Source organism: Streptomyces sp. MCA2, assembly GCF_023544705.1.
Classification (GTDB): Bacteria; Actinomycetota; Actinomycetes; order Streptomycetales; family Streptomycetaceae; genus Streptomyces; species Streptomyces decoyicus.
On the sequence record NZ_JAMJFM010000014.1, the window covers coordinates 123,237 to 142,051 of the forward strand.

At 69.0% G+C, this 18,815-nt stretch carries 15 protein-coding genes and 4 pseudogenes; 10 read left to right on the forward strand and 9 right to left on the reverse strand.

The features are described 5' to 3' along the window. Positions 1–421: 421 nt before the first annotated feature. Positions 422–842, reverse strand: a pseudogene (locus tag M8I34_RS41620) (sigma-70 family RNA polymerase sigma factor); the annotation flags it as partial. Positions 843–1,230: 388 nt separating this feature from the next. Here M8I34_RS41620 and M8I34_RS14400 point away from each other — a divergent pair. Together M8I34_RS14400 and M8I34_RS14405 are read left to right on the forward strand one after the other, a co-directional pair. Further along, on the forward strand, positions 1,231–2,316 hold the full coding sequence (locus M8I34_RS14400) for a hypothetical protein (RefSeq protein WP_250049887.1): 1,086 nt from the start codon (positions 1,231–1,233) through the stop codon (positions 2,314–2,316). A 160-nt stretch (positions 2,317–2,476) separates the two neighbouring features. Continuing rightward, a pseudogene (locus tag M8I34_RS14405) lies at positions 2,477–2,632 on the forward strand (YnfA family protein); the annotation flags it as partial. Positions 2,633–2,677: 45 nt separating this feature from the next. On the opposite strand, the gene M8I34_RS14410 reads toward M8I34_RS14405, so the two are convergent. Beyond that, positions 2,678–2,995, reverse strand: coding sequence for a hypothetical protein (locus tag M8I34_RS14410; RefSeq protein WP_250049888.1), 318 nt, complete (start codon positions 2,993–2,995; stop codon positions 2,678–2,680). Positions 2,996–3,166: 171 nt separating this feature from the next. On the opposite strand from M8I34_RS14410, the gene M8I34_RS14420 reads away from it, so the two are divergent. From M8I34_RS14420 to M8I34_RS41890, 3 genes and pseudogenes are all read left to right on the forward strand, one after another. Further along, positions 3,167–3,322 carry a helix-turn-helix domain-containing protein gene (locus tag M8I34_RS14420; protein WP_250049889.1) on the forward strand — a complete coding sequence of 52 codons (156 nt, stop codon included), beginning with the start codon at positions 3,167–3,169 and terminating at the stop codon, positions 3,320–3,322. 426 nt (positions 3,323–3,748) lie between these two features. Then, positions 3,749–4,371: pseudogene (locus M8I34_RS14425) on the forward strand (histidine phosphatase family protein). Positions 4,372–4,382: 11 nt separating this feature from the next. Continuing rightward, positions 4,383–4,871, forward strand: a complete 489-nt coding sequence (locus tag M8I34_RS41890; RefSeq protein WP_374210906.1) for a transposase — start codon at positions 4,383–4,385, stop codon at positions 4,869–4,871. On the opposite strand, the gene M8I34_RS14435 is transcribed toward M8I34_RS41890, so the two are convergent. From M8I34_RS14435 to cseB, 6 genes and pseudogenes are all read right to left on the reverse strand, one after another. Continuing rightward, positions 4,780–5,370: a choice-of-anchor C family protein gene (locus M8I34_RS14435; protein WP_250049890.1), complete on the reverse strand. Its 591-nt coding sequence runs from the start codon at positions 5,368–5,370 to the stop codon at positions 4,780–4,782. The two genes, M8I34_RS41890 and M8I34_RS14435, sit on opposite strands and share 92 nt — an antisense overlap. Before the next feature lie 697 nt (positions 5,371–6,067). Then, positions 6,068–6,343: pseudogene (locus M8I34_RS14440) on the reverse strand (HNH endonuclease); the annotation flags it as partial. A gap of 110 nt (positions 6,344–6,453) precedes the next feature. Continuing rightward, positions 6,454–8,982 (reverse strand): ABC transporter permease, encoded by a 2,529-nt coding sequence (locus M8I34_RS14445; RefSeq protein ID WP_250049891.1) that lies wholly within the window; start codon positions 8,980–8,982, stop codon positions 6,454–6,456. Between the two features lie 85 nt (positions 8,983–9,067). Continuing rightward, a complete protein-coding gene (locus tag M8I34_RS14450) occupies positions 9,068–9,820 on the reverse strand; it encodes an ABC transporter ATP-binding protein (RefSeq protein WP_250049931.1) in 753 nt (250 codons plus the stop codon). Between the two features lie 156 nt (positions 9,821–9,976). After that, a complete protein-coding gene (locus M8I34_RS14455; protein WP_250049892.1) occupies positions 9,977–11,245 on the reverse strand; it encodes a HAMP domain-containing sensor histidine kinase in 1,269 nt (422 codons plus the stop codon). Further along, positions 11,245–11,943: a two-component system response regulator CseB gene (gene cseB, locus M8I34_RS14460; protein ID WP_308372284.1), complete on the reverse strand. Its 699-nt coding sequence runs from the start codon at positions 11,941–11,943 to the stop codon at positions 11,245–11,247. Before cseB ends, M8I34_RS14455 begins: the two co-directional genes overlap by 1 nt. 591 nt (positions 11,944–12,534) lie before the next feature. Here cseB and M8I34_RS41895 point away from each other — a divergent pair. From M8I34_RS41895 to M8I34_RS14485, 5 genes are all read left to right on the forward strand, one after another. Further along, positions 12,535–13,143, forward strand: coding sequence for a transposase (locus M8I34_RS41895; RefSeq protein ID WP_374210907.1), 609 nt, complete (start codon positions 12,535–12,537; stop codon positions 13,141–13,143). A gap of 271 nt (positions 13,144–13,414) precedes the next feature. Beyond that, a complete protein-coding gene (locus M8I34_RS14470; RefSeq protein ID WP_374210909.1) occupies positions 13,415–13,822 on the forward strand; it encodes a hypothetical protein in 408 nt (135 codons plus the stop codon). A 322-nt stretch (positions 13,823–14,144) separates the two neighbouring features. Continuing rightward, positions 14,145–15,287 carry an LCP family protein gene (locus M8I34_RS14475; protein ID WP_250049893.1) on the forward strand — a complete coding sequence of 381 codons (1,143 nt, stop codon included), beginning with the start codon at positions 14,145–14,147 and terminating at the stop codon, positions 15,285–15,287. 661 nt (positions 15,288–15,948) lie between these two features. Beyond that, complete coding sequence (locus M8I34_RS14480; RefSeq protein ID WP_250049894.1) at positions 15,949–16,263, forward strand: hypothetical protein; 315 nt, start codon at positions 15,949–15,951, stop codon at positions 16,261–16,263. 263 nt (positions 16,264–16,526) lie between these two features. Next, a complete protein-coding gene (locus tag M8I34_RS14485) occupies positions 16,527–17,300 on the forward strand; it encodes a DUF5707 domain-containing protein (RefSeq protein ID WP_250049895.1) in 774 nt (257 codons plus the stop codon). A gap of 794 nt (positions 17,301–18,094) precedes the next feature. Here the strand turns inward: M8I34_RS14485 and M8I34_RS14490 are convergent. Continuing rightward, positions 18,095–18,784 carry a recombinase family protein gene (locus M8I34_RS14490; protein ID WP_284050332.1) on the reverse strand — a complete coding sequence of 230 codons (690 nt, stop codon included), beginning with the start codon at positions 18,782–18,784 and terminating at the stop codon, positions 18,095–18,097. Positions 18,785–18,815: the final 31 nt, after the last annotated feature.

An 18,815-nucleotide genomic window follows, 5' to 3' on the forward strand; every position in this document is an offset into this window, starting at 1 on the left:
CACGCTTGCCGGACCCGCCCCATCTGGCAGTACTGGTCACGTCCCGGCTTTGTCAGGGCCGCTCTCGCCCTCCCTGGCATCACCCGGCTCAGGCTGCCCTCAGGGTTGCAGCCCACCTACGCGCATTTCGGTATCACCCCACATCATGAGGTGCCCGGCGCCTGGTGAATGCACGCCCGAGGGGAAACTGGGTGCGCAGGTGGGCGAATGCGCCAGAACCCGTCGTCGGTGGCGGGCCGATCCAGGCGTCGCAGCCGTTTTACACGTACGGGCGAGGTTGCCCTCGGTGATCTGAGCCGTGGCAGTGCGAGCACAGGGTAAGGAGCAGCTGCGGCGGGCCGTCGGCCGCTCAACCCCTTGCCCAGGCAGGCCATACGGAGACAAGCGGCAAGCTTCGCCCAGTAGTTGAGGTGCTGTGCAGTCAGGCGGTGTCCAGCATCTCTTCCCGCAGGTGTGTGCAGATGCGGGTGATGAGGCGGGAGAGGTGCATCTGGGAGAGACCGAGTTCCTTGCCGATCTCGGTCTGGGTCATCTCGGCGCCGAAGCGGAGTTCGAGGAGGGTGCGGTCGCGGTCGTCGAGCTCGGCCAGGTGCGGCTTGAGGGCCTGGATGTCTTCGGCAAGCGCGAGGGCGGGGTCTTCGGTGTCGATGAGGTCGGCGACAAAGCCGGTCTGCTGCTTGGAGCCGGAGGCTTGTACGGGCCGGTCTATGGAGTCACTCCCGTAGCCGGTGGAGGCAGAAGAACCGCTTGATCTCACCCTGGATGTAGGGGACGGCGAGCGTGGTGAACTCCACGCCGCGCGAGACGTCGTAGCGGTCGATGGCCTTGATCAGACCGATCGTGCACTCTGTCGGGGATGCCACAGTGCGCCAGAGCCAATCGAGTCGGTACTGCGCCTTTTGACATGGCACCCACAGGATGACGTCTGTCCTTTTAGGCTTGGCCCAGCAGTTCGTCCAAGGCGAAAGGGGTGGGTCGGTGTATCGCAGGATCAAGGTTGCGGCAGCCGTCATGCTGGTCTGTGCACTCGGGGGCTGCGGTGGTGGGGGCGGGGGCTCGGATGCTGCCGATACGCACGGCTCTCGGACGCCGTCTGGGGACGCAAAGGCGACACCAGACGTGCCCCGACTTGCTGTGCCTGCCGCATTCGATGGGACGAAAGGCTGGGTGCAGTCACCCGCTCCGAAGGGAACCGTCGCTGTCGCGCCCACGGCCGGCTTAGCCGTTACCGTGACCAAGGCTGCGGACGGATATGTCCTGAAGGCCAAGGACCTGGGAACCGGCGCGGTCCGCTGGTCCACGAAGCCGTGGTGGCCGTTCGACTCCGTCCGGGGCGAGCTGCCGAGCCCGGAAGTCGTGACCACTGGTGGCAAGGACTACGTTGCGCTGTCGATCAGTGGGACTCCCGGCGAGGATGCTCTGACCAACAGCAAGCCGACGGTCCGGATCGCGATCTACCCGGCGGACTCTTCGGGGGATGCGCTGACCCCTGTCCGGACGGTTGACATTCCGGCGGCGGAGCCGAACGCGCTACCCTCCGCTCAGGGTGCTCAACTGGTCTACTTCGGTGATCAGCAGGCCGTCACAGCCGTGGACGTGGTCTCCGGCAAGACCACATCGTACGCCGATGATGCACTCAAGGCCCCTGACTCCAGCGCATGTTGGGGTTGCGGACACGGGATCAGAACCGCGGGTATCACCTCGCGCGGCCCGCTCGTCCAGGGAGACAAGCCATACCACTTCTGGGTGCCCGGAGCGTGGTACGGCGATTCCAACGTCCCCCCCGGCGCGGAGGCTCCCGGCAACTTAGACATGGCGAAGATCCTTGGGACAGTCGATGACCTGGTCATCGCCGGCTGGCCGGCGACGGGCGACGAAACCGGCCCGCGCGTGTGGGCGGTACATGAAGCGTCCACAGGCAAGGTCAAAGCATCAGCGACCTGTGCCTCTGAGGTGGGCAATCCGGGCGGCTCCAACCCGCAAGACATCCATCCCGCCCTCTCGGCCGACCACCGCTACCTCGTGGACGGGGTGCTGGCCTTCGACCTCACCACCGGCAAGGGGCATTGCTCGTCAGGTACAGCGGACAAGAAGGAGGCCGTCTTCACCGCTGTCGACAACGACGGTACTGCTTACGGGCATACGGTCGCGGCGAACGCAGGCTCCACATCCCCGGTCAGCCTTTCCATCTCCACCGGGACGGCTGCCCCGCTACCCTCCGGTACCAAAGTGCCTACCTTGATCCTTAAGGATCAAGCGGTCTATATAGGGGAGGATGGCGATGCGTACAGCGTGGTCGTGTACCCGCGCCGGTGAGCTCTACCAGGTCCACGAAGCGGGGGAGCTTCCTGTTGCTCCCGAGTGTCGTCAGACAAAGGCGAGCTCAAGGGTTCGACGCGCTTCTCCGCAACGGCGTCGAACGCGACAACATCCACGTCGACGTCGCCAGCGGCGCGAAAGCCTCCCGCCCGACGCTCGGCCTCTCGCCGCGTACGGCGGGATCTTCGTCACCGGGTCGATCGCCTGGTGCATGATCGCTGACGGCTACCGCCCCGACCGCTTCGACATCATCGGCGCCCTGGTCTGCCTCGCCGGAATGGCCGTCATCATGTACGCGCCTCGGAGCCACTGACACTTTCGCTGCGGCAAGTACTGACAGTCTCCTGTCGCCCGACAGCTATGACAGTGGGATCGCAGAGACCGTGTCAGTAGGCGGTGACGGCTCGGGGATCATCCGGAGGCTGTAGAGCACGTTGTCGTGGAAGCGGTCGATGATGTCGCCGCGGGTGACCATCTCGGCGGCGGCGAGGTCTTTCAGGGCCTGGCGCTGGGCGGCGTCGTACGGGTCGATTCCGCCGTCGACCCAAACGCGGAGGAGGACCTCGGCCTCGGCGGGATGGATCGGGCCGCGTACGGACGCGTGGGGCCTCTTCTGCCCACTGAGGGAGTCGACCTGGTACGAGTCGAGGATGTCGAGGCGCGGGGTGATCCGCACCGGCCCCCTCGCGAGCACCTACGACCCGCACGGCGCGGGCAAGGTCCTCTTCGTGGTCTTCGCCGCGATGGCCGAAGCCGAGCGGGAGTTCATCCACGAACGCACCCTCGTCGGCCTGGACACTGCCGCGGCGAACGGCAAGCACGGCGGCCGCCTGCCGTCGACGGCGACATGCTCGCCGTCGCCCTACGCCGCCGCGACGCGAAGGAGTCCGTCACCGCCATCGCCGCGCACCTCGGCGTCGGCCGCTCCACCCTGTACCGCACCCTCGCCGCGTACGACGAAGCCGCCACCACTACCGGCGAGCGAGACTCGACCGACCGCTGACTGTGTAGGAGACACCTCTCACCTTGCGCGGCGAAGCCGTGCTGCCACCTGTGCATGGAACGCGAGTACATCCGCGACCGCACCCTGGAAGGCCACGAGTCCGCCCGCAAGCGCGGCAAGACCTTCGGCGGTGCCGGCGTCACCGACGACTCCATACTCTCCATGGCTTCACCTGCGCGGCCAGGAAATGAGCCTGCTCGACATCGCGGCCCGGCTCGTCATCACCAAGGGGAAGAAGAAGGGACAGCACCCGTCCCCCGCGACCGTCATGCGCATTTGAACGAGCACGACGAGCAGACATCCGGCTCCGAGCCGGATGGGGAGTTCGCTGGCATGCCGTTAACCGCACGGCAGAGGGAACCGCCACTGAAGGGGGCAGCCTCCACCAATGCAACAAGATTGATAGCGGGTTCGAAGGAGCCTGGAATGACGGGCACAGCCACCCGATACCTCTATCTCGCCCGGCACGGCGAGGCATCGTCGGACGAGAGTGGGCTGACAGAGGACGGCTGCCAGCAGGCCATACTGCTCGGCCACCGCCTCCAAGACATCCCCTTCGCGGCTGTTCATCACGGCCCGCTGCCCCAAGCAGAGCAGACCGCACGCCTGATCAACGACCAGCTGAAGAACGTTCCCTACACCCTTCGGAAGCTGCCGGTGACTACGTCCCCTACATGCGAGAAAGGGACGAGCTCCCGGCGGAATCCGCGGACTTCTTCGTCCGCTTTCTCGACGGTGCCACTGCCGAGGAGCGAGAGCATGGACCCGTGCTGGCCCGCCAGGCGCTGGATCTGTTCACCGGGCCGGTGGACGGCGAAGAAGACCGGCACGAACTGGTCGTCACCCATAACTTCCTGGTCGCCTGGCTCGTCCGGGACGCCATGCATGCGCCGAAGTGGCGCTGGATCGGCCTCAACCACTGCAACGCCGCCCTGACGGTCATCCGATACGCGCCCGGCCGGCCCGCCTCCGTCCTCTTCTCCAACGACATGCGGCATCTGCCCGCCGCGCTGCGCTGGACCGGCTTCCCGCCCGAGTTGCACATCTGAGTGCACCCACCATGGCTTGCTCACTGACACAACCCTGTGCCGCACTGACATCTACTCTGCGCACGACACCTGTCGAGCGTTCCTCGGGCAGTCGGCAGTGCCGTCGCCTCAACCGCGGCGGCGACCGGCAGGCCAACGCCGCCCTGCATCGGATCGTGCAGAGCCGCCTGCACTTCGACCCACGCACCCAGGACGATGGTGCGGGATCCCGGTGTGAAGCCGACGATGGCGTGTTGGCCCCGGCCTCCACCCTCGGAGGCCGGGGCTCGGTGCTGTTCGGGCGCGGACAGAACAGCACGCCGCCCCGCAGGATCACGTTCGCGTACGGCGTCGTCTCCTCGGGCTCGGCCTCCTGCCAGCCTTTCAGCCATGATCGGCGGCTCGCCCGCGGACGAGTCGTGGCTTCGGTCAGCCGGAGCAGGAAGAGCAGGAGCAGCAGGATCCGACCCTCACGTGGTCGATCACCGGACCGTAGGCGCCGCTGGCAGTGGTGCTGGTGAACGACAAGGTCGTGGAGGCACCGGTGGCCACGAACGTCACCTGACGTCCCACGTACCCCATCCGGGCAAAGGTCTTGCCAGTGGTGTCGAACGAGAAGTCCTGGAAGTTCTGTCCGTCAACGAGAACCTGACCTGTCTTCACGCCCTGGTTGCCCGCCGGGTTGCCGGCCAGCGCGTAGGAGACCGTGTACGTCTTGCCCGCTGTCGTCGTGAAGGTCTGCGACACCTTGCCTGGGCCCTGGCCGTTGAGGTCGACGGACTGCTGCCCGTCAGCCGCCTGCCAAAAGCCGCTGCCGATCAGGTCTACCGAGCCGCTGTCGACCGTCCAGGGACCGATGGACTGCCCCGCCGTCAGGGCACTGAAGGAGTTCGCAGGCGCGGTCGGGTATTCGAAGCTGCCGTCATCGAGCGCGACCGGGGCCGCCAGCGCGGTACCGGGCATGAGAGCCAGCAGGCCGGCAGCGGCAACGGTTGTGACGGATGCGCGTAAGGCCACCATGAGTTCCTCCAGGTGAAGAGAGCGTTCGGGCGTACTGGTGGAGCACACGAAGTCTGTAGCGTGGGCCTCGCCGGGGATAGATCGTGAAGGCGGCGCCCGGGGGTAACGGCCCTGGTGAGTTCACCGTCGCGCGCCGCGCTTGCGCATCAGCGCGCCGATAGAAATCAGCCAGGGCCGGCCGCGGGCACAAGTCCGCCAAGGCGGGGGCCTCGACGCGCCGACCTCGTCATGAGACCGAAGAGGCGCATTCGCTCGATTGTGCCCAGCCGTCTGGGGGCAGCTCTGCCCCTGCCCGTCGTGGGGGCTGGCCTGTACGTCGTCGGATCAGTCAGTCAGTCGCTTTGCTACCACCGCCAGGAGGTGCAGTACTTCGAATCCCGAGAGACGAGCGTGGACTCCAGCTGAAGGAACCCGGTCCGCACGATGGCGGGGCACTGGAGCTGCCCATCCCCGCAGTGTCGCCCTCGGGCCGGCACCGTCGGGCCTGTCCCGCTGCAGATCTGAGCCACGGCCACGTTGCTTAACGCCATCGTCCGCCGCAACCCGGCGGTCGAGACCGCGTCGGATCGATCTGGCAGGACCACACCCGCCTTCGCCGTCTTCGAGGCGGCGGCACTCAACGCCCTGCTGGCCCCGTGAGTCCGCTTCGGGGCCAGCAGAAAGCTGGGAGGAATCCCAGCAGGACCAGACGTGTCGGCTACACCCGCTCGAACTTCACGTCGGTGCTCTCGCAGTCGGCGGCGAGCCGGCGCAGGGTGTCGCGCTCGGTGTGGTCGACGGTCAGCGACCAGCGGAGCTTGGTGCTCACCCAGTCGGAGAGGTAGGTGCACTGGGCGTCGGCAGCCGGCGGCATCCACTGGGCGGGGTCCTGGTCGGCTTTGGAGCGGTTGCTCTTGGCGGTGACGGCGACCAGGGAGCGTTCGGCGCCGAGGTCGTTGGCGTAAGTCTGGCGCCGGGCTGCGGTCCACTGGGAGGGGTGGTGGGGTTGGTGGCAGGTGTTGCCGCCGGTGCCGCCGTTAAGGGGGGCGTTGCCGTTGCCGCCCAGGAGGGTGTCCTCCCGGCGGGGCAGGCCGCTGGCGGGGTTTACTGGGCTGCTGTCGCGGCGGGGATGTCGACGCGGGCGGCCCTGCGGGCGGGCCAGAGCGAGGCGAGCAGCGAGCCTGCCAGGGCGATCAGGATGGTGAGGGCGAGGCGGCCCCAGGGCAGGACCAACTCGTAGCCTGCGACGTTCGCTTGGAGGGTGCGTCCCAGTGCCCAGCCGAGGAAGACGCCCATGACCGTGCCGAGGGTCGCGCCGAGCGCGCCGAGGAGCAGGGCTTCCAGGCGGATCATCCGGGTCACTCCGGCGCGGTCCAGACCGAGGGCGCGCAGCGTGCCGAGCTCCTTGCGGCGTTCGAGGACGGACATGGCGAGGGTGTTGGCGATGCCCAGTGCGGCGATCACCAGGGCCATGCTCAACAGGGCGTAGAAGACGTTGAGCTGGTCGCCGATGCCACTGCTGTCCTGGGTGCGGATGTCTGCCTGGTCGAGGACGCTCAGCGTGGGGTTGTCGCCGAGGGCGTGGGTGACGCCTGCGCGCGCGGCCCGGCTGGGTCCGCCGTCCGTGGCGACGAGGATCCCGGCGGTGCTCGGGGTGGAGTCGTAGCGGGCGACGAGGGAGTCGGGTGCGGTGATGCTGGGCATCAGGTCGCTCTGCTCGTCCGCCTGGTAGATGGCGCCGATGGTGAGGCTGCCGCGCTGGTCGTTCTGCCTCTCCAGGGGCAGGGTCTGCCCGACGTGCCAGCCCGCCTGCTCGGCCTTGAAGTCGGCCACGGCGATCTGGCCCTTGGCAAGGCTGTCGAGGGAGCCTTCGACCACGTCGTACCGCAGCAGTTTGCCGATGGTGGCGGGGTCGACGCCGGTCAGGACGGACTCGCTGCCGCCCAGGCGGTATCCGGTGGACTGGTTGAGCGGGCTGTTCGTGGCGCCGGCCAGCTTCTTCAGGGGCGCGGCGGTGGTGGGGGTCATCCGCTGGCCGCCCGCGGACTTCACCACGTAGTCGGCGCTGAGGGCGTGGGTGGTCGCGCGGTCGAGGTACTGGGTGGCGGAGGCCCCCAGGACGGACAGGCCCGAGGCGAGGGTGAGGGCGATGGCGAGCGCGGCAGCGGTGGCGCCGGTGCGGCGCGGGTCGCGCACGGTGTTACGGACGGCGAGGTCGCCGTGCACCGGGGCCAGGCGGGTCAGCAGCGGCCGGAACAGGGTGACGACCGGCCGGGACAGCAGCGGGATGAGGCCGATCGTCCCGGTCAGCGCGATGGCCGCGCCGAGGCCGATGACGGTCCGGGCGTCGTTCCCAGTGGTGAGGGCTCCGTACACGACTGCGGCGGTGCCGGTGAGCACCAGTGCGGCGCTGAGGCCGCTACGCAGGGAGCCGGGGCGTGCGGGGGCCGTGTGCTCGGCGGCGCTGAGCGCGGCGACGGGCGGGATGGCCATGGCCCGGCGGATCGGGAGCCATGCGGCGACCATGGGCAGGAGGGTGCCGACCAGCATGGAGATGATCACGGTGGTCGGGGTGAGGACGAGCGGCGCGGCCGGGGTGTCGGCGAAGAGCGTCTGGAGCAGGGCGGCGACCCCGGTGCCGACGGCGAGGCCGGCCACGGAGGCGATCGCGCCGACGAGGAGGGACTCGGTGAGCAGGATGCGCCGCACCTGCTCGCGGGTGGCTCCGACGGCCCGCATCAGGGCCAGCTCCCTGGTGCGCCGGGCGACCAGCATGGTGAAGGTGTTGGAGATGAGGAAGGTGGCGACGAACAGGGCGACCGCGGCGAAACCGACCAGGATCTGGCTCATGGTGCTGGTGCCGCTGGTGGCGAGGTTCGCCTTGATCTGGGCGAGCCGGGCCCCGGTGACCGCACTGGTGCCCTTGGGCAGCACCGATTCGACGCGGCTGAGGAGCTGCGTCACGTCAGTGCCGGGTGTGGCCGTGAGTTCGATGTTCTGGTAGCGGCCAGGTTCGAGGAAGAACTTCTGGGCGGTGGCTCCGGCGAACAGCGTCAGGCTGCCCCCGGCGGGGAGCTTGGTCCCGTCGGTGCGGAAGATGCCGCTGAGGGTGTAGGAGGAGGCGCCCTTGTTCGTGCCGACGCGCACGGTGTCACCGACGCGGTAGCCGCCCTTGGCGGCGGTGGCCTCGTCGAGGGCGATCGTGTCCTTGCCGGTCGGGCCGGAACCCTCGGTGAAGCGGTACGCGGGGTCCTTGCCGTCCGCCGCCGGGGCGAAGTTGCCGCCCTGGGCGTCCTTGCCGTTGCCGAGGGGCTTGCCGTCGCGGTCGGCGACGGCGGCGAAGCCGTCGACCCGGCCCGCGGCGGCGGCGACGCCGGGGAGCTTGGCCAGCGCGGTCGCGGTGCGGGCGTCGAGGTCGCCCGGTCGGCCGCCGTTTGCGGGGTCGGCTTCGGCGGCGACGTTGACGGCGATGCGTTCGTAGCCGTCGGTCGCCTTGGCGGTGGTGGCCTGGTTCAGGCTGTCGCCGTAGACGAGGCTGCCGGTGATGAAAGTGACGCCGAGCATGACCGCGAATGCGGTCATCAGCAGGCGGGCCTTGTGCGCGAACACGTTGCGCAGGGCGGTACGGAACATGGTGTGCGGATCCTGGGAGGCGGGCTCGACGGAGGCGAGCGGATGGGGTGGCTGGCTGGTGCGGTGCCGGTGTACGAGCTGGTCGTCAGCTGGTGCGCGAACGGGTGTCGAAGTCCTTCATCCGGTCCAGCACCCGCCCAGGGGTGGGACTCGGCATGTCGTCGACCAGGCGGCCGTCGGCGAGGAAGACCACGCGGTCCGCGTAGCCGGCGGCGACCGGGTCGTGGGTGACCATGACCACGGTCTGGCCCAGCTCGCGCACCGAGTCGCGCAGGAAGCCGAGGACCTCGGCGCCGGAGCGGGAGTCGAGGTTTCCGGTGGGCTCGTCGCCGAAGATGATCGCGGGCCGTGAGGCCAGGGCACGGGCCACCGCTACGCGCTGCTGCTGCCCGCCGGACAGCTGCGCGGGCCGGTGGCCGAGGCGCTGGGAGAGGCCGACCATGGAGATCACACGGTCCAGCCACTGCTGGTCGGGGCGACGACCGGCGATGGTCAGCGGCAGCGTGATGTTCTCCAGGGCGGTCAGCGTCGGCAGCAGGTTGAACGCCTGGAAGATGAAGCCGATCCGGTCGCGGCGCAACTCGGTGAGCTGTCGGTCGCCCAGCGTGCTCAGTTCGGTGGTGCCGACGCGCACCGAGCCGGAGCTGGGCGAGTCGAGCCCGGCGGCGCAGTGCATCAGGGTGGACTTGCCGCAGCCCGACGGACCCATGATCGCGGTGAACTCGCCCTCCCGGAAGGCGATGCTGACCCGGTCCAGGGCGACGACACGGGTGTCGCCGCTGCCATAGACCTTCGACAGGTCGGCGGTGGCGGCCGCGATCCCGGTCGTCGTACGCAGCTCGTGCGGGGCAAGGGAGTGGGCGGTCACAGGGGACTCCTCTTCGGGTGCGGAAGGTGCACTTCGAAGGGTGTCCGGGGAACGTATCGGCGTCTGGGCCGCCGTGTATCGGCGTCCGCTTCGCTGCGTATCGGTTCTGTAGCAGGGACCGGGCGGTCAGGCCGGCAGGCGCAGGGTGGCGACGGCACCGCCGTCCGGGGCGTTGTCCAGGCGCAGTTCGGCGCCGAGGAGCCAGGCTTGGCCCAGGGCGATGGTCAGGCCCAGGCCGTGGCCCGAGCCGCGCTCCGTCGCGCCCGTGTGGAAGCGGCGCGGGCCGTCGCGTAGCAGGTCCGGGGGGAAACCGGGGCCGTGGTCGCGGACGACGACGGTACGGCCCTCAACGGTGACCTGCACCGGGGTGCCCCCATGTCGGTGGGCGTTGACGACGAGGTTGCTGACGATCCGCTCGAGGCGGCGCGGGTCGGTCTCCACGGTCTGCGCGGCCTCTTCGCCCGGTGCGTCGGCGACGGTGACTTCGGCGTCGAGGCCGGTGCGCGTCACGGCTTCGGACACGACCGCCCCGAGGGGGACACGGGCGCGGACCGGCTGCTCAGCCCCGGCGTCGAGCCGGGAGATCTCCAGGAGGTCCTCGACCAGGGCGCGCAGGTCGCGCACCCGGGCCCGGAGCAGATCCTCCGTCTCACCGGACGGCAGCAGGTCGGCGGCGGCCAGCAGACCGCCGACGGGGGTACGCAGCTCATGGGCCACGTCCGCAGTGAACTGCCGCTCGGTGCGCAGCCGTCGGCCGAGACTGTCCGCCATGAGGTCGACGGTGGCGGCGATGTCCGCCACCTCGTCACGGCCCTTGGTGTGCCCGGTGCGGGCGTCCAGATCCCCGGCGGAGATCCGGACGGCGGTCTCGGAGACCCGCCGCAGCCTGCGGGCGAGCAACCCGGCCCCGTAGAACGCCAGCGGCACGGCCCCCGCGAGCGCGACCAGCGAGGCCAACGTCATGGTCACGTCGAGCTGGCGCAGGGTGTAGAGCTCCGAGCTCATGTTGACCTGCACGGCCAGCACTGGGCTGCCCGGCCCGCCGATCCGCTGGGCGCCCCAGACGCTCGGGCCCACATTCCCGTCGACGCGCCCGTCGTAGGCCGTGTGCCGATTGCCGTCGGCCGGGTGCCGCAGTGCGGCGGGAAGGTCGGCCGGATCGAGCTCGGCACCGTCGGTGAGGGTTCCGGTGCGCCGGTAGACGTCCATGGCCGCGTACACGCTGTTGGTGGCCTGTGCTTCGGCCCGGTCGCGGATGTCCTGCGCGGTCCACATGTGCACGAGCACGCCCACAGCCGCCGCGACCAGGCAGGCCGTGGCCGCGGCCAGCCCCGCGATCTTCCAGCGCAGGGACGCGCGGGCCGGACGCAGCAGGTGGAACGGAGGCACCGGCATCAGCGCCTGAGCTTGTAGCCGAAGCCGCGGACCGTCTCGATCCGGTCCCGGCCCAGCTTCCGGCGCAGCCGCTGCACACACAGGTCCACGACCCGGCTGTCGCCGTCCCAGCCGTACTCCCACACCTCGCGCAGCAGGGTGTGCCGCTCAAGGACGATTCCCGGGTGGGCGGCGAACTCCAGGAGCAGCTTCAGCTCGGTCGGGGTCAGCGCCACTGGGCTTCCCGAGACGGACACCTCCAGGCCGCCGGTGTCGATGGTCAGGTCCCCGAAGACCAGCACCGCTTCCTCAGCCGGCGGCAGCTCGTCGCCCCTGGCCCGCGCGGGTTCCGGTGCGGGTGGTGCGTAGGTCGCCCGCCGCAGCAGCGACCGGATGCGGGCCACGAGCACGCCGGTCTCCACCGGCTTGACCACATAGTCGTCCGCTCCGGCCTCCAGGCCGGCGACGACGTCGAGCCCGTCGCCGCGAGCGGACATCATCAAGACGGGCACCAGGCTGGTCTCCCGGACTCTGCGGCACAGACCGATCCCGTCCAGACCGGGCAGCATCACGTCCAGAATCAGCAGGTCGAAGCTCTCTTCGCGGAAGACCTCAAGGCCCGCGAGACCGTCGGCCGCGGCCGCCATCTCGTAGCCGTAGCGCTCCAAGGCGACGGTGAAGGACCGGCGCATCAAGTCGTCGTCCTCCACCAGCAACACGCGGACAGGGCGCGGAGATGCCGGAGCCGGGGCGGACCAGGACACGGGCGGATCACTCCTGCTCAGACAGTTCAGACGATTCAGGTGAGGCATCGGTCCCGTACGCAGTGAACGCGCGATCGGCGACCTGAAAGGAACGATAAGGCAGACACCGGACCCGGCAACCGCGTCACACGGCGGACCCGCATCGCACCCTCACCACCCCTTCCACCCGTAAACCTCCAGGCCAGATGGGGTGGAACGGCTCCGGCCCGTGCCGGGTCCACGGCGTGTCGGCTCGCGGTCTCCCTTCGCCGCGGCCGGGCTCACCGGCCGATTCGATGGGCAATGAAGCGTTCCCTGATACCCGCCTGATACAAATCCCGAGTTCAGTCCGTGACGACCTGTCGGCCGGGCGGCGGATAGACCGGGGCGCCCGGCCCCCGAGACGTACGCCCCGGCTCTCGTCCGATACGACGACGACCGGGGCACCAGCGGCTGAAACGTGCGCCTGCCCGGGTGAGCCGCGTCTCCTGAAGGGCTTCGGAACTCTTCCGTACCTGCGCACGGCTCGCCGACGACAGCAAGAACGACGAGGGCGGTGAAGAGGCGGTGCTGCGGGCCACCCGCATCACCCTGTGCCTGCTGGCCCAACGAATCGAGCAACTTACCGAGCAGATCCAGGACCTGGAACGCCGCCTGGTCCCGCTCGCGGAACGCCACGCCCCGCAGCTGCTCGCCTCGGTGGGCATCGGCCCGGACACGGCCGTCACTTTGCTGATCACGATGCGGGACAACCCCGAACGTCTGCGCAGTGAGGCGTCCTTCGCCGCGCTGTGCGGGGCCAGCCCCGTGGAACGCTCCTCGGGCACTCGGCAGTACCGTCGCCTCAACCGCGGCGGCGACCGGCAGGCCAACGCCGCCCTCCACCGGATCGTGCAGACCCGCCTGCGCTTCGACCCGCGCACCCAGGACTACTACGAACGCCGCACCAAGGGCTACGCCGGCCAAGGCGCGGTCACGAGCCCCGGGGGAGCCGTGGGCACCGGCCCCCTGCCCGTCACCGTTGCGCCTGACCGTCACCAGCTCCGCTACAGCAGCCGGGGCACCAGGCAGAACGGCGGCTGCGGCCCACTGGCCGCAGCCGGGTGTGACACTTTCGCCCCTCGAGCCGCAGTGGGTAGTGCCGACCAATTGTCGGCAGCACGGTGCCTTGAGTGAATGCGGTCCCCCCGCCCTCAAGTTGCTGCGCGCGGCGCGGGAGGTCCCTGACGGACCTCCCGCGCCATTGGTCCGCCGACGAAGCAATGGTGGCCCGAGGGGAATGTGAATTAGCGGTGAAGGGAGTTTCGGAATCGTCCGACGGGTAATGTGCAGGACCGTGACTTACCCCAATGACGGCATACCGCAAAATCGCCCGTACAGCGCCCCTCCAAACCCTCCCTACCGCGGCGGATCAAACTCGCCAGGCGGCGATACGGCTCCGCTGCCAATGGGTGTGGAGGGTGCCCCGCATCACGGCAATTCACCCTCGCCCTACAATCCTGCCCCAGCGTCGGAGTACAACCCTGCTCCGAATGCAGCCCCCCATTCCAGAAGGAGCGGGGGAGGGGGGCAGCGAGGCATCGGAGCGGACCGATTCGCCTTGATCATTCACAGTCTCGCGGATGTCGCCGCGGCATTTCTCGGGCTGTGGATTCTGCTGTATCTGCTCGAAGCGAATCACGCGAATGTCTTCGTCGACTTCGTGCACGGTGTCGCCGACTGGCTCGCCGGCTGGTCGCAGGACATCTTCATCATGGACACCGAAGGGCTGCGCGTCTTCTTCAACTACGCCCTCCCCGCGCTGGTCTACCTCGCGGTCGGCCATGGCGTAGCTGCCTGGCTGCGGCGCCTTTGACTGTACTTCCCCGGCACTCAGGGGGTGCAGGTCGCCTGCGCCCCCTGAGTGGCGACGCAGGGATACCGGCCGTTTCGGCCGCCGCATCAGATTTTCTTCTGCAACTGCGCAGCGATGGCGCCGAGTCGGGGAGCGGTGACGCCTCTTCAACTTGCCCGAATTCTCGTAATCGGCCCTGACTGCCCCTTCGGTCGCCCCCTTGCGTATTTGACGGGACATCACAACCGGTTCCCTCGGGCGCTATGCATCAGGTCGGAAACATTCTGCCCGGAGCTCCTCGCTGGGTTTGCGTTCAACGCAATCTGACAATGAACTGTCGGGCATGCATCAGAACCCTCACGGCAGGTACGCCGACTTCCAGGAACCGTACGAGCGCGCAAATGCCGCGCGTCCCCCGAATTCCGTCCGCGGCATCCCCGCCCAACGGCCCCCGCAGCCGCCCCGATCCGGCCCCGGCGAGCCCTACGGCTCCGGGCCGCGCACACGCCGCCGCGGCAAAGTCAAAAGGATTCTGATATCCGCTCTCGTCGTGCTGCTCGTGGTAGCGGCCGGCACATATTTCTGGGCCGACTCCAAACTGCGCAAGGAAGTTGACCTCAGCAAGGTGATCGACCGCCCGGCCGGGGGCGAAGGCACCAACTACCTCATCGTCGGCTCGGACAGCCGCAAGGGCATGTCAGCCGCCCAGCGCAAGAGCCTGCACACCGGCGGCAACGCGGAGGCCGGCCGGCGGACCGACTCGATGATGATCCTTCACACCGGCGCCAGCGGCCCGACGCTGATCTCCCTGCCGCGCGACTCGAACGTGACCATCCCGAAATTCCGCGGTTCCGAGTCCGGCACGATTAGGGCCGCGATGGGCGCGAACAAGCTCAACGCCTCCTACGCCTTCGACGGCCCGCAGCTGCTGGTGCGCACCGTTGAGTACAACACCGGGCTGCACATCGACCACTACGCCGAGATCGGCTTCACCGGCTTCGCCGACATCGTCGACGCCATGGGCGGCGTCGAGATGAACCTCGACAAGGGCTTCACGGACAAGTGGTCAGGAGCCGACTTCCAGACCGGCAAGCAGACCCTCGACGGCACCCAGGCACTCGCCTACGTCCGTACCCGGCACGCCTTCACCGGCAGCGACCTGGACCGCACCAAGAACCAGCAGAAATTCCTCGCGACGCTCGCGAGCCAGGTGGCCACGCCCGGCACCCTCCTGAACCCGTTCACGCTCTACCCGGTCATGAGCGCGGGCCTGGACACCCTCGTGGTCGACAAGGACATGAACCCGTATCTGCTCGGCAAGATGTTCTTCGCCATGAAGGACGTCTCCGGCGGCGACGGCAAGTCCCTGAACATGCCGATCTCCGGAAGCGTCGGTGGCAACCTCCAGTGGGACCGGCCGAAGGTAGAGCAGCTGGTCGACGAGCTGAAGAACGACGACCCGGTCACCGTCAAAAGCGACCGCTGACCGACACCGATCCGGCCGCGAGCGGTCCGTGCGGAAGGCACCGTACGGAAGGCACCGTACGGACCGCTCTTTGCGGGGTGCCGGGTGCGCTGCTGATCCCTAGCCGTGGGCGGGCTGCGGGTCGGCGTACGGCGGGGCGCGTGAGTAGGTGGACGGGCGTGCGGGCGTCGAGGAGTCGGCGGTGCGGGCCAGAGTGTCTGCCGTGCCGCCGGTGCAGGGGAGGATGGGGGAGCCCACGGCGGTCGAGACCGCGCACGGTGCGGCCGCCGCGGCGCCGGTGAGGCCGACGCGGGCGGGCTCAGAGGTAGGTAGCGCCGCCCGCGCCGGGTGGCGGATCCGCCGGCACGGGGGGAGCCGTCGGATCCGTGTGCCGATGACCAGTCGGCTGCTTTCTACTGCGCCACCAGTTGGCCGAGTGTCACACCCGCACGATCAGGCGCCTGGAAGAGTGCATATGTCCGCGCACATGGGATGTATCGCTTGGCCGGGTAACGCGGCAGCATGCTGCGGCGCAGAACTGCATACGGGCGCGCTGGTCGCCCCGTATGTGAGCACGGCCAGGGTGACTCCTGTGGGGGGTGGCCTCCCTGGCCGTGCTCGCGCCCCCGCCGCCGAGGCGCCGCGTCAGATGGCGACTCCCATGAGCCACAGGTTCGAATCCATGTCTGTAGATGATCGGTACCCCGGCAGCGGGGGCGGCACCCCCGCAAAGCGGACAGCCCTGATCATCCATACGATCGCCGATATTGCCGCCGCGTTCTTGGGGCTTTGGACCCTGCTTTACCTGCTGGAAGCGAACCAGGGCAACGTCTTCGTCCGGTTCGTGAAGAGCGTTGCGGCCTCGCTCGCCTGGTGGGCGCGGGACATCTTCACCATGGACACCGAAGGGCTGCGCGTCGCCCTCAACTACGGTCTGCCTGCCGCGATCTATCTGCTGGTCGGACACCTGATCGCCGGGCGGGTGCGCCGCCTCTGACCAGCGATGCGTCGGGAGGGGGCTCGCCCCGGCAGACCGGGTGCCCCGTCAGGCGAGGGCGGCGGTTGTAGACGCAGCCTGGAAGGCTCGCAGTAATGGTTGGTATGCGCAGAACCGGCCTGTCCCCCCGGAGCGGCCCGGCTTCCCAGGGGTCGGGTGTGATCGACCAGCCGTTGTGAGGGTGCGGCCGTCTGCTTAGAGTTGGCGCCTCATTCTTCGCCCGCCGTGCAACCGGCGGGCTCATCTGCACACTGGGGAGATTCATGCGCAAGCGCGCAATCTTCGCTGTACTCGGCGCTGCCGTCGCGCTGGGCGGGTCCACCGCCGTCGCATACGGGGACGAGACCGTCGGTGACGTCCAGATCACCACTGTCGCCGTCAGCGGTGGCAAAGACATCGCGATCGGCCTCGCCGACAAGACGGTCACGGTGTCGGTGACCGCCACCGACCCCTCGGGCATCTGGGACGCCGACTTCCACCTCTGGCGCGGCACCGACCCCGACAATCCCGGCGGCTACATCAAGCCGAACGAGGACACCACCCCGGCGGACTGCGTCGCCTCCTCCGCGACCACCTCCACCTGCTCGAAGACCTTCACCTTCGAACCGGACGCGTGGCTGACCAACGCCGACGCCGGAACCTGGAAGGTCGGCGTCGAGGTGTGGGCGAACGACGACAGCCGGGCAGTGCGGGACGCCTACAGCACCGTCCGGCTCCAGCGCTTCTCCAAGCTGACCATCAACGCGAGCCCGGAGCCGATAGCCGCCGGCAAACCCCTCACGGTCACCGGGAGGCTCACCCGGGCCAACTGGGACACCGACACCTACGCGGGTTACACCGCCCAGCCGGCCAAGCTCCAGTTCCGCAAGGCGGGCACCAGCACCTACACCACCCTCCAGACGGTGAACACCTCCAGCACCGGTGACCTGAAGGCCACGGCCACCGCGTCCGTAGACGGCTACTGGCGCTGGAACTTCGCCGGCACCTCGACCACCCCGGCCGTCAAGGCGACCGGCGACTACGTCGACGTGCAGTAGCGCCCAGCAGTCGGGCGCCGGGTGCCGTGGAGGCCCCGGCGCCCTGCCTCTTGCGGCACTTGACGGGAGCGGCGAGGCCACCGAGCCGGCGCGCCCCGAAACGTCACGGCCGGCGAAGAGTTTTGCATTGCGTTCCACAACCTCGTCTGCTCCTGCACCCGCCGCCACGCCAACCAACCGTTCGCCCGAGCCGGCGGAGCGGGTGCGGACAGTCTGACCTGGGGCGGAGAGAGGCGTTCGGCTGTTGCAGTCGGAACGGAACCGAACCCGGGCAGGGACACCTTCGCCCAAGACGTCGCTGTAGGGAGTGCCGACCAACGGCCCGCAGCCTTCTGGGTGTACCCGCCGGGCGCCGCCGCCGTATTGTCGGCGGGTGAACCTGCCGGAGCAGCCGGGAATGCGGATCCGCCCGCCCTTATGACCGGTTGACATGAATCCGGAGGTCAGGACGTGATCATCGCCTTCTTTGGCTTCATGGCTTTGGGTCTGGTCGTGACTGTCACGCCACCGCGGTCCTGGGGTACGTATTCGTCGTGGTGAGCGGCAGGCTGTCACTCGGGGCCAGGGTCCCTTGCTGCTGGTCCTGGCGACGGGGTCGGCAGCGATCTGGCTGGCCGCGGTAGAAGCTTCCAACATCTGGCGGATGGCGGAATCGTTCCACCGCATCGGGTACCGCGTGCGGTCCAGCAGCAACTTGACGGCGACTTCGCGGCCCAGCGCGGTGTCCTCGGCCCGCCAGACATCGCCCATTCCACTGCGGCCCAGCACCTCCAGCAGCCGATACCGGTCTGTAGTCAGCTCACGCACCCACACCAGCCTCGGCCGGACCTGACACCGTGCAAGGGCGGCGGGTGGGAGGGGCGCGGGCGGAGGGTGCGCAGAGGAGCCGGGACGTCCTGGTGGACGGCGGTGTGTTCGGGCATGAGGTCGGCAACGGCCGTGCGGATGGCACCGCGGCTGACGTCGTGTTCGCGGGCAAGACTGGCGATGGACTGGCCGTCCAGGTACGCGGCGCGTACGGCGGCGGCCTTCGTTGCCGTGACGACTGGGCGTCGGCCGCCCTTGTGGCCCTTCACCTCGGCGGCCCGCAGCCCGTCGTACGTCAGCTCGCGTTGGAGGTCGCGCTGGAGTTCGCCGGCTGCGGCGAGGGTCTGCACCATGAACTTCACGGTGGACAGCAGTTCTCCGGCGCGCGGGTGGTGGGCGGTGAGGTCCATCGCGGAGAACGCGCCGTCGTGGATGTGCAGGGCGAGGCGGCCGGTGTGGAGGACGTCGAGCACGTCGAGGATGTGCTGGGTGCCGCGCACGAGGCGGAACATCTCGGAGATGTGCACGGTGTCGCCCGGCCGTGAGTAGGGGAGCAGCTCGCCGAACTTCGTTCGTTGCAGCGGGTGGAGGCGGCTGGAGGTGCCGGCCTCTTCCTCGAAGACGATCGGGTCCTCGATCCCGGCCTCGTCGAGAGTTTGACGACAGCCGAGTGGCAGCCTGCCGTCAGGCCCCGCATCTTCTCTTAGG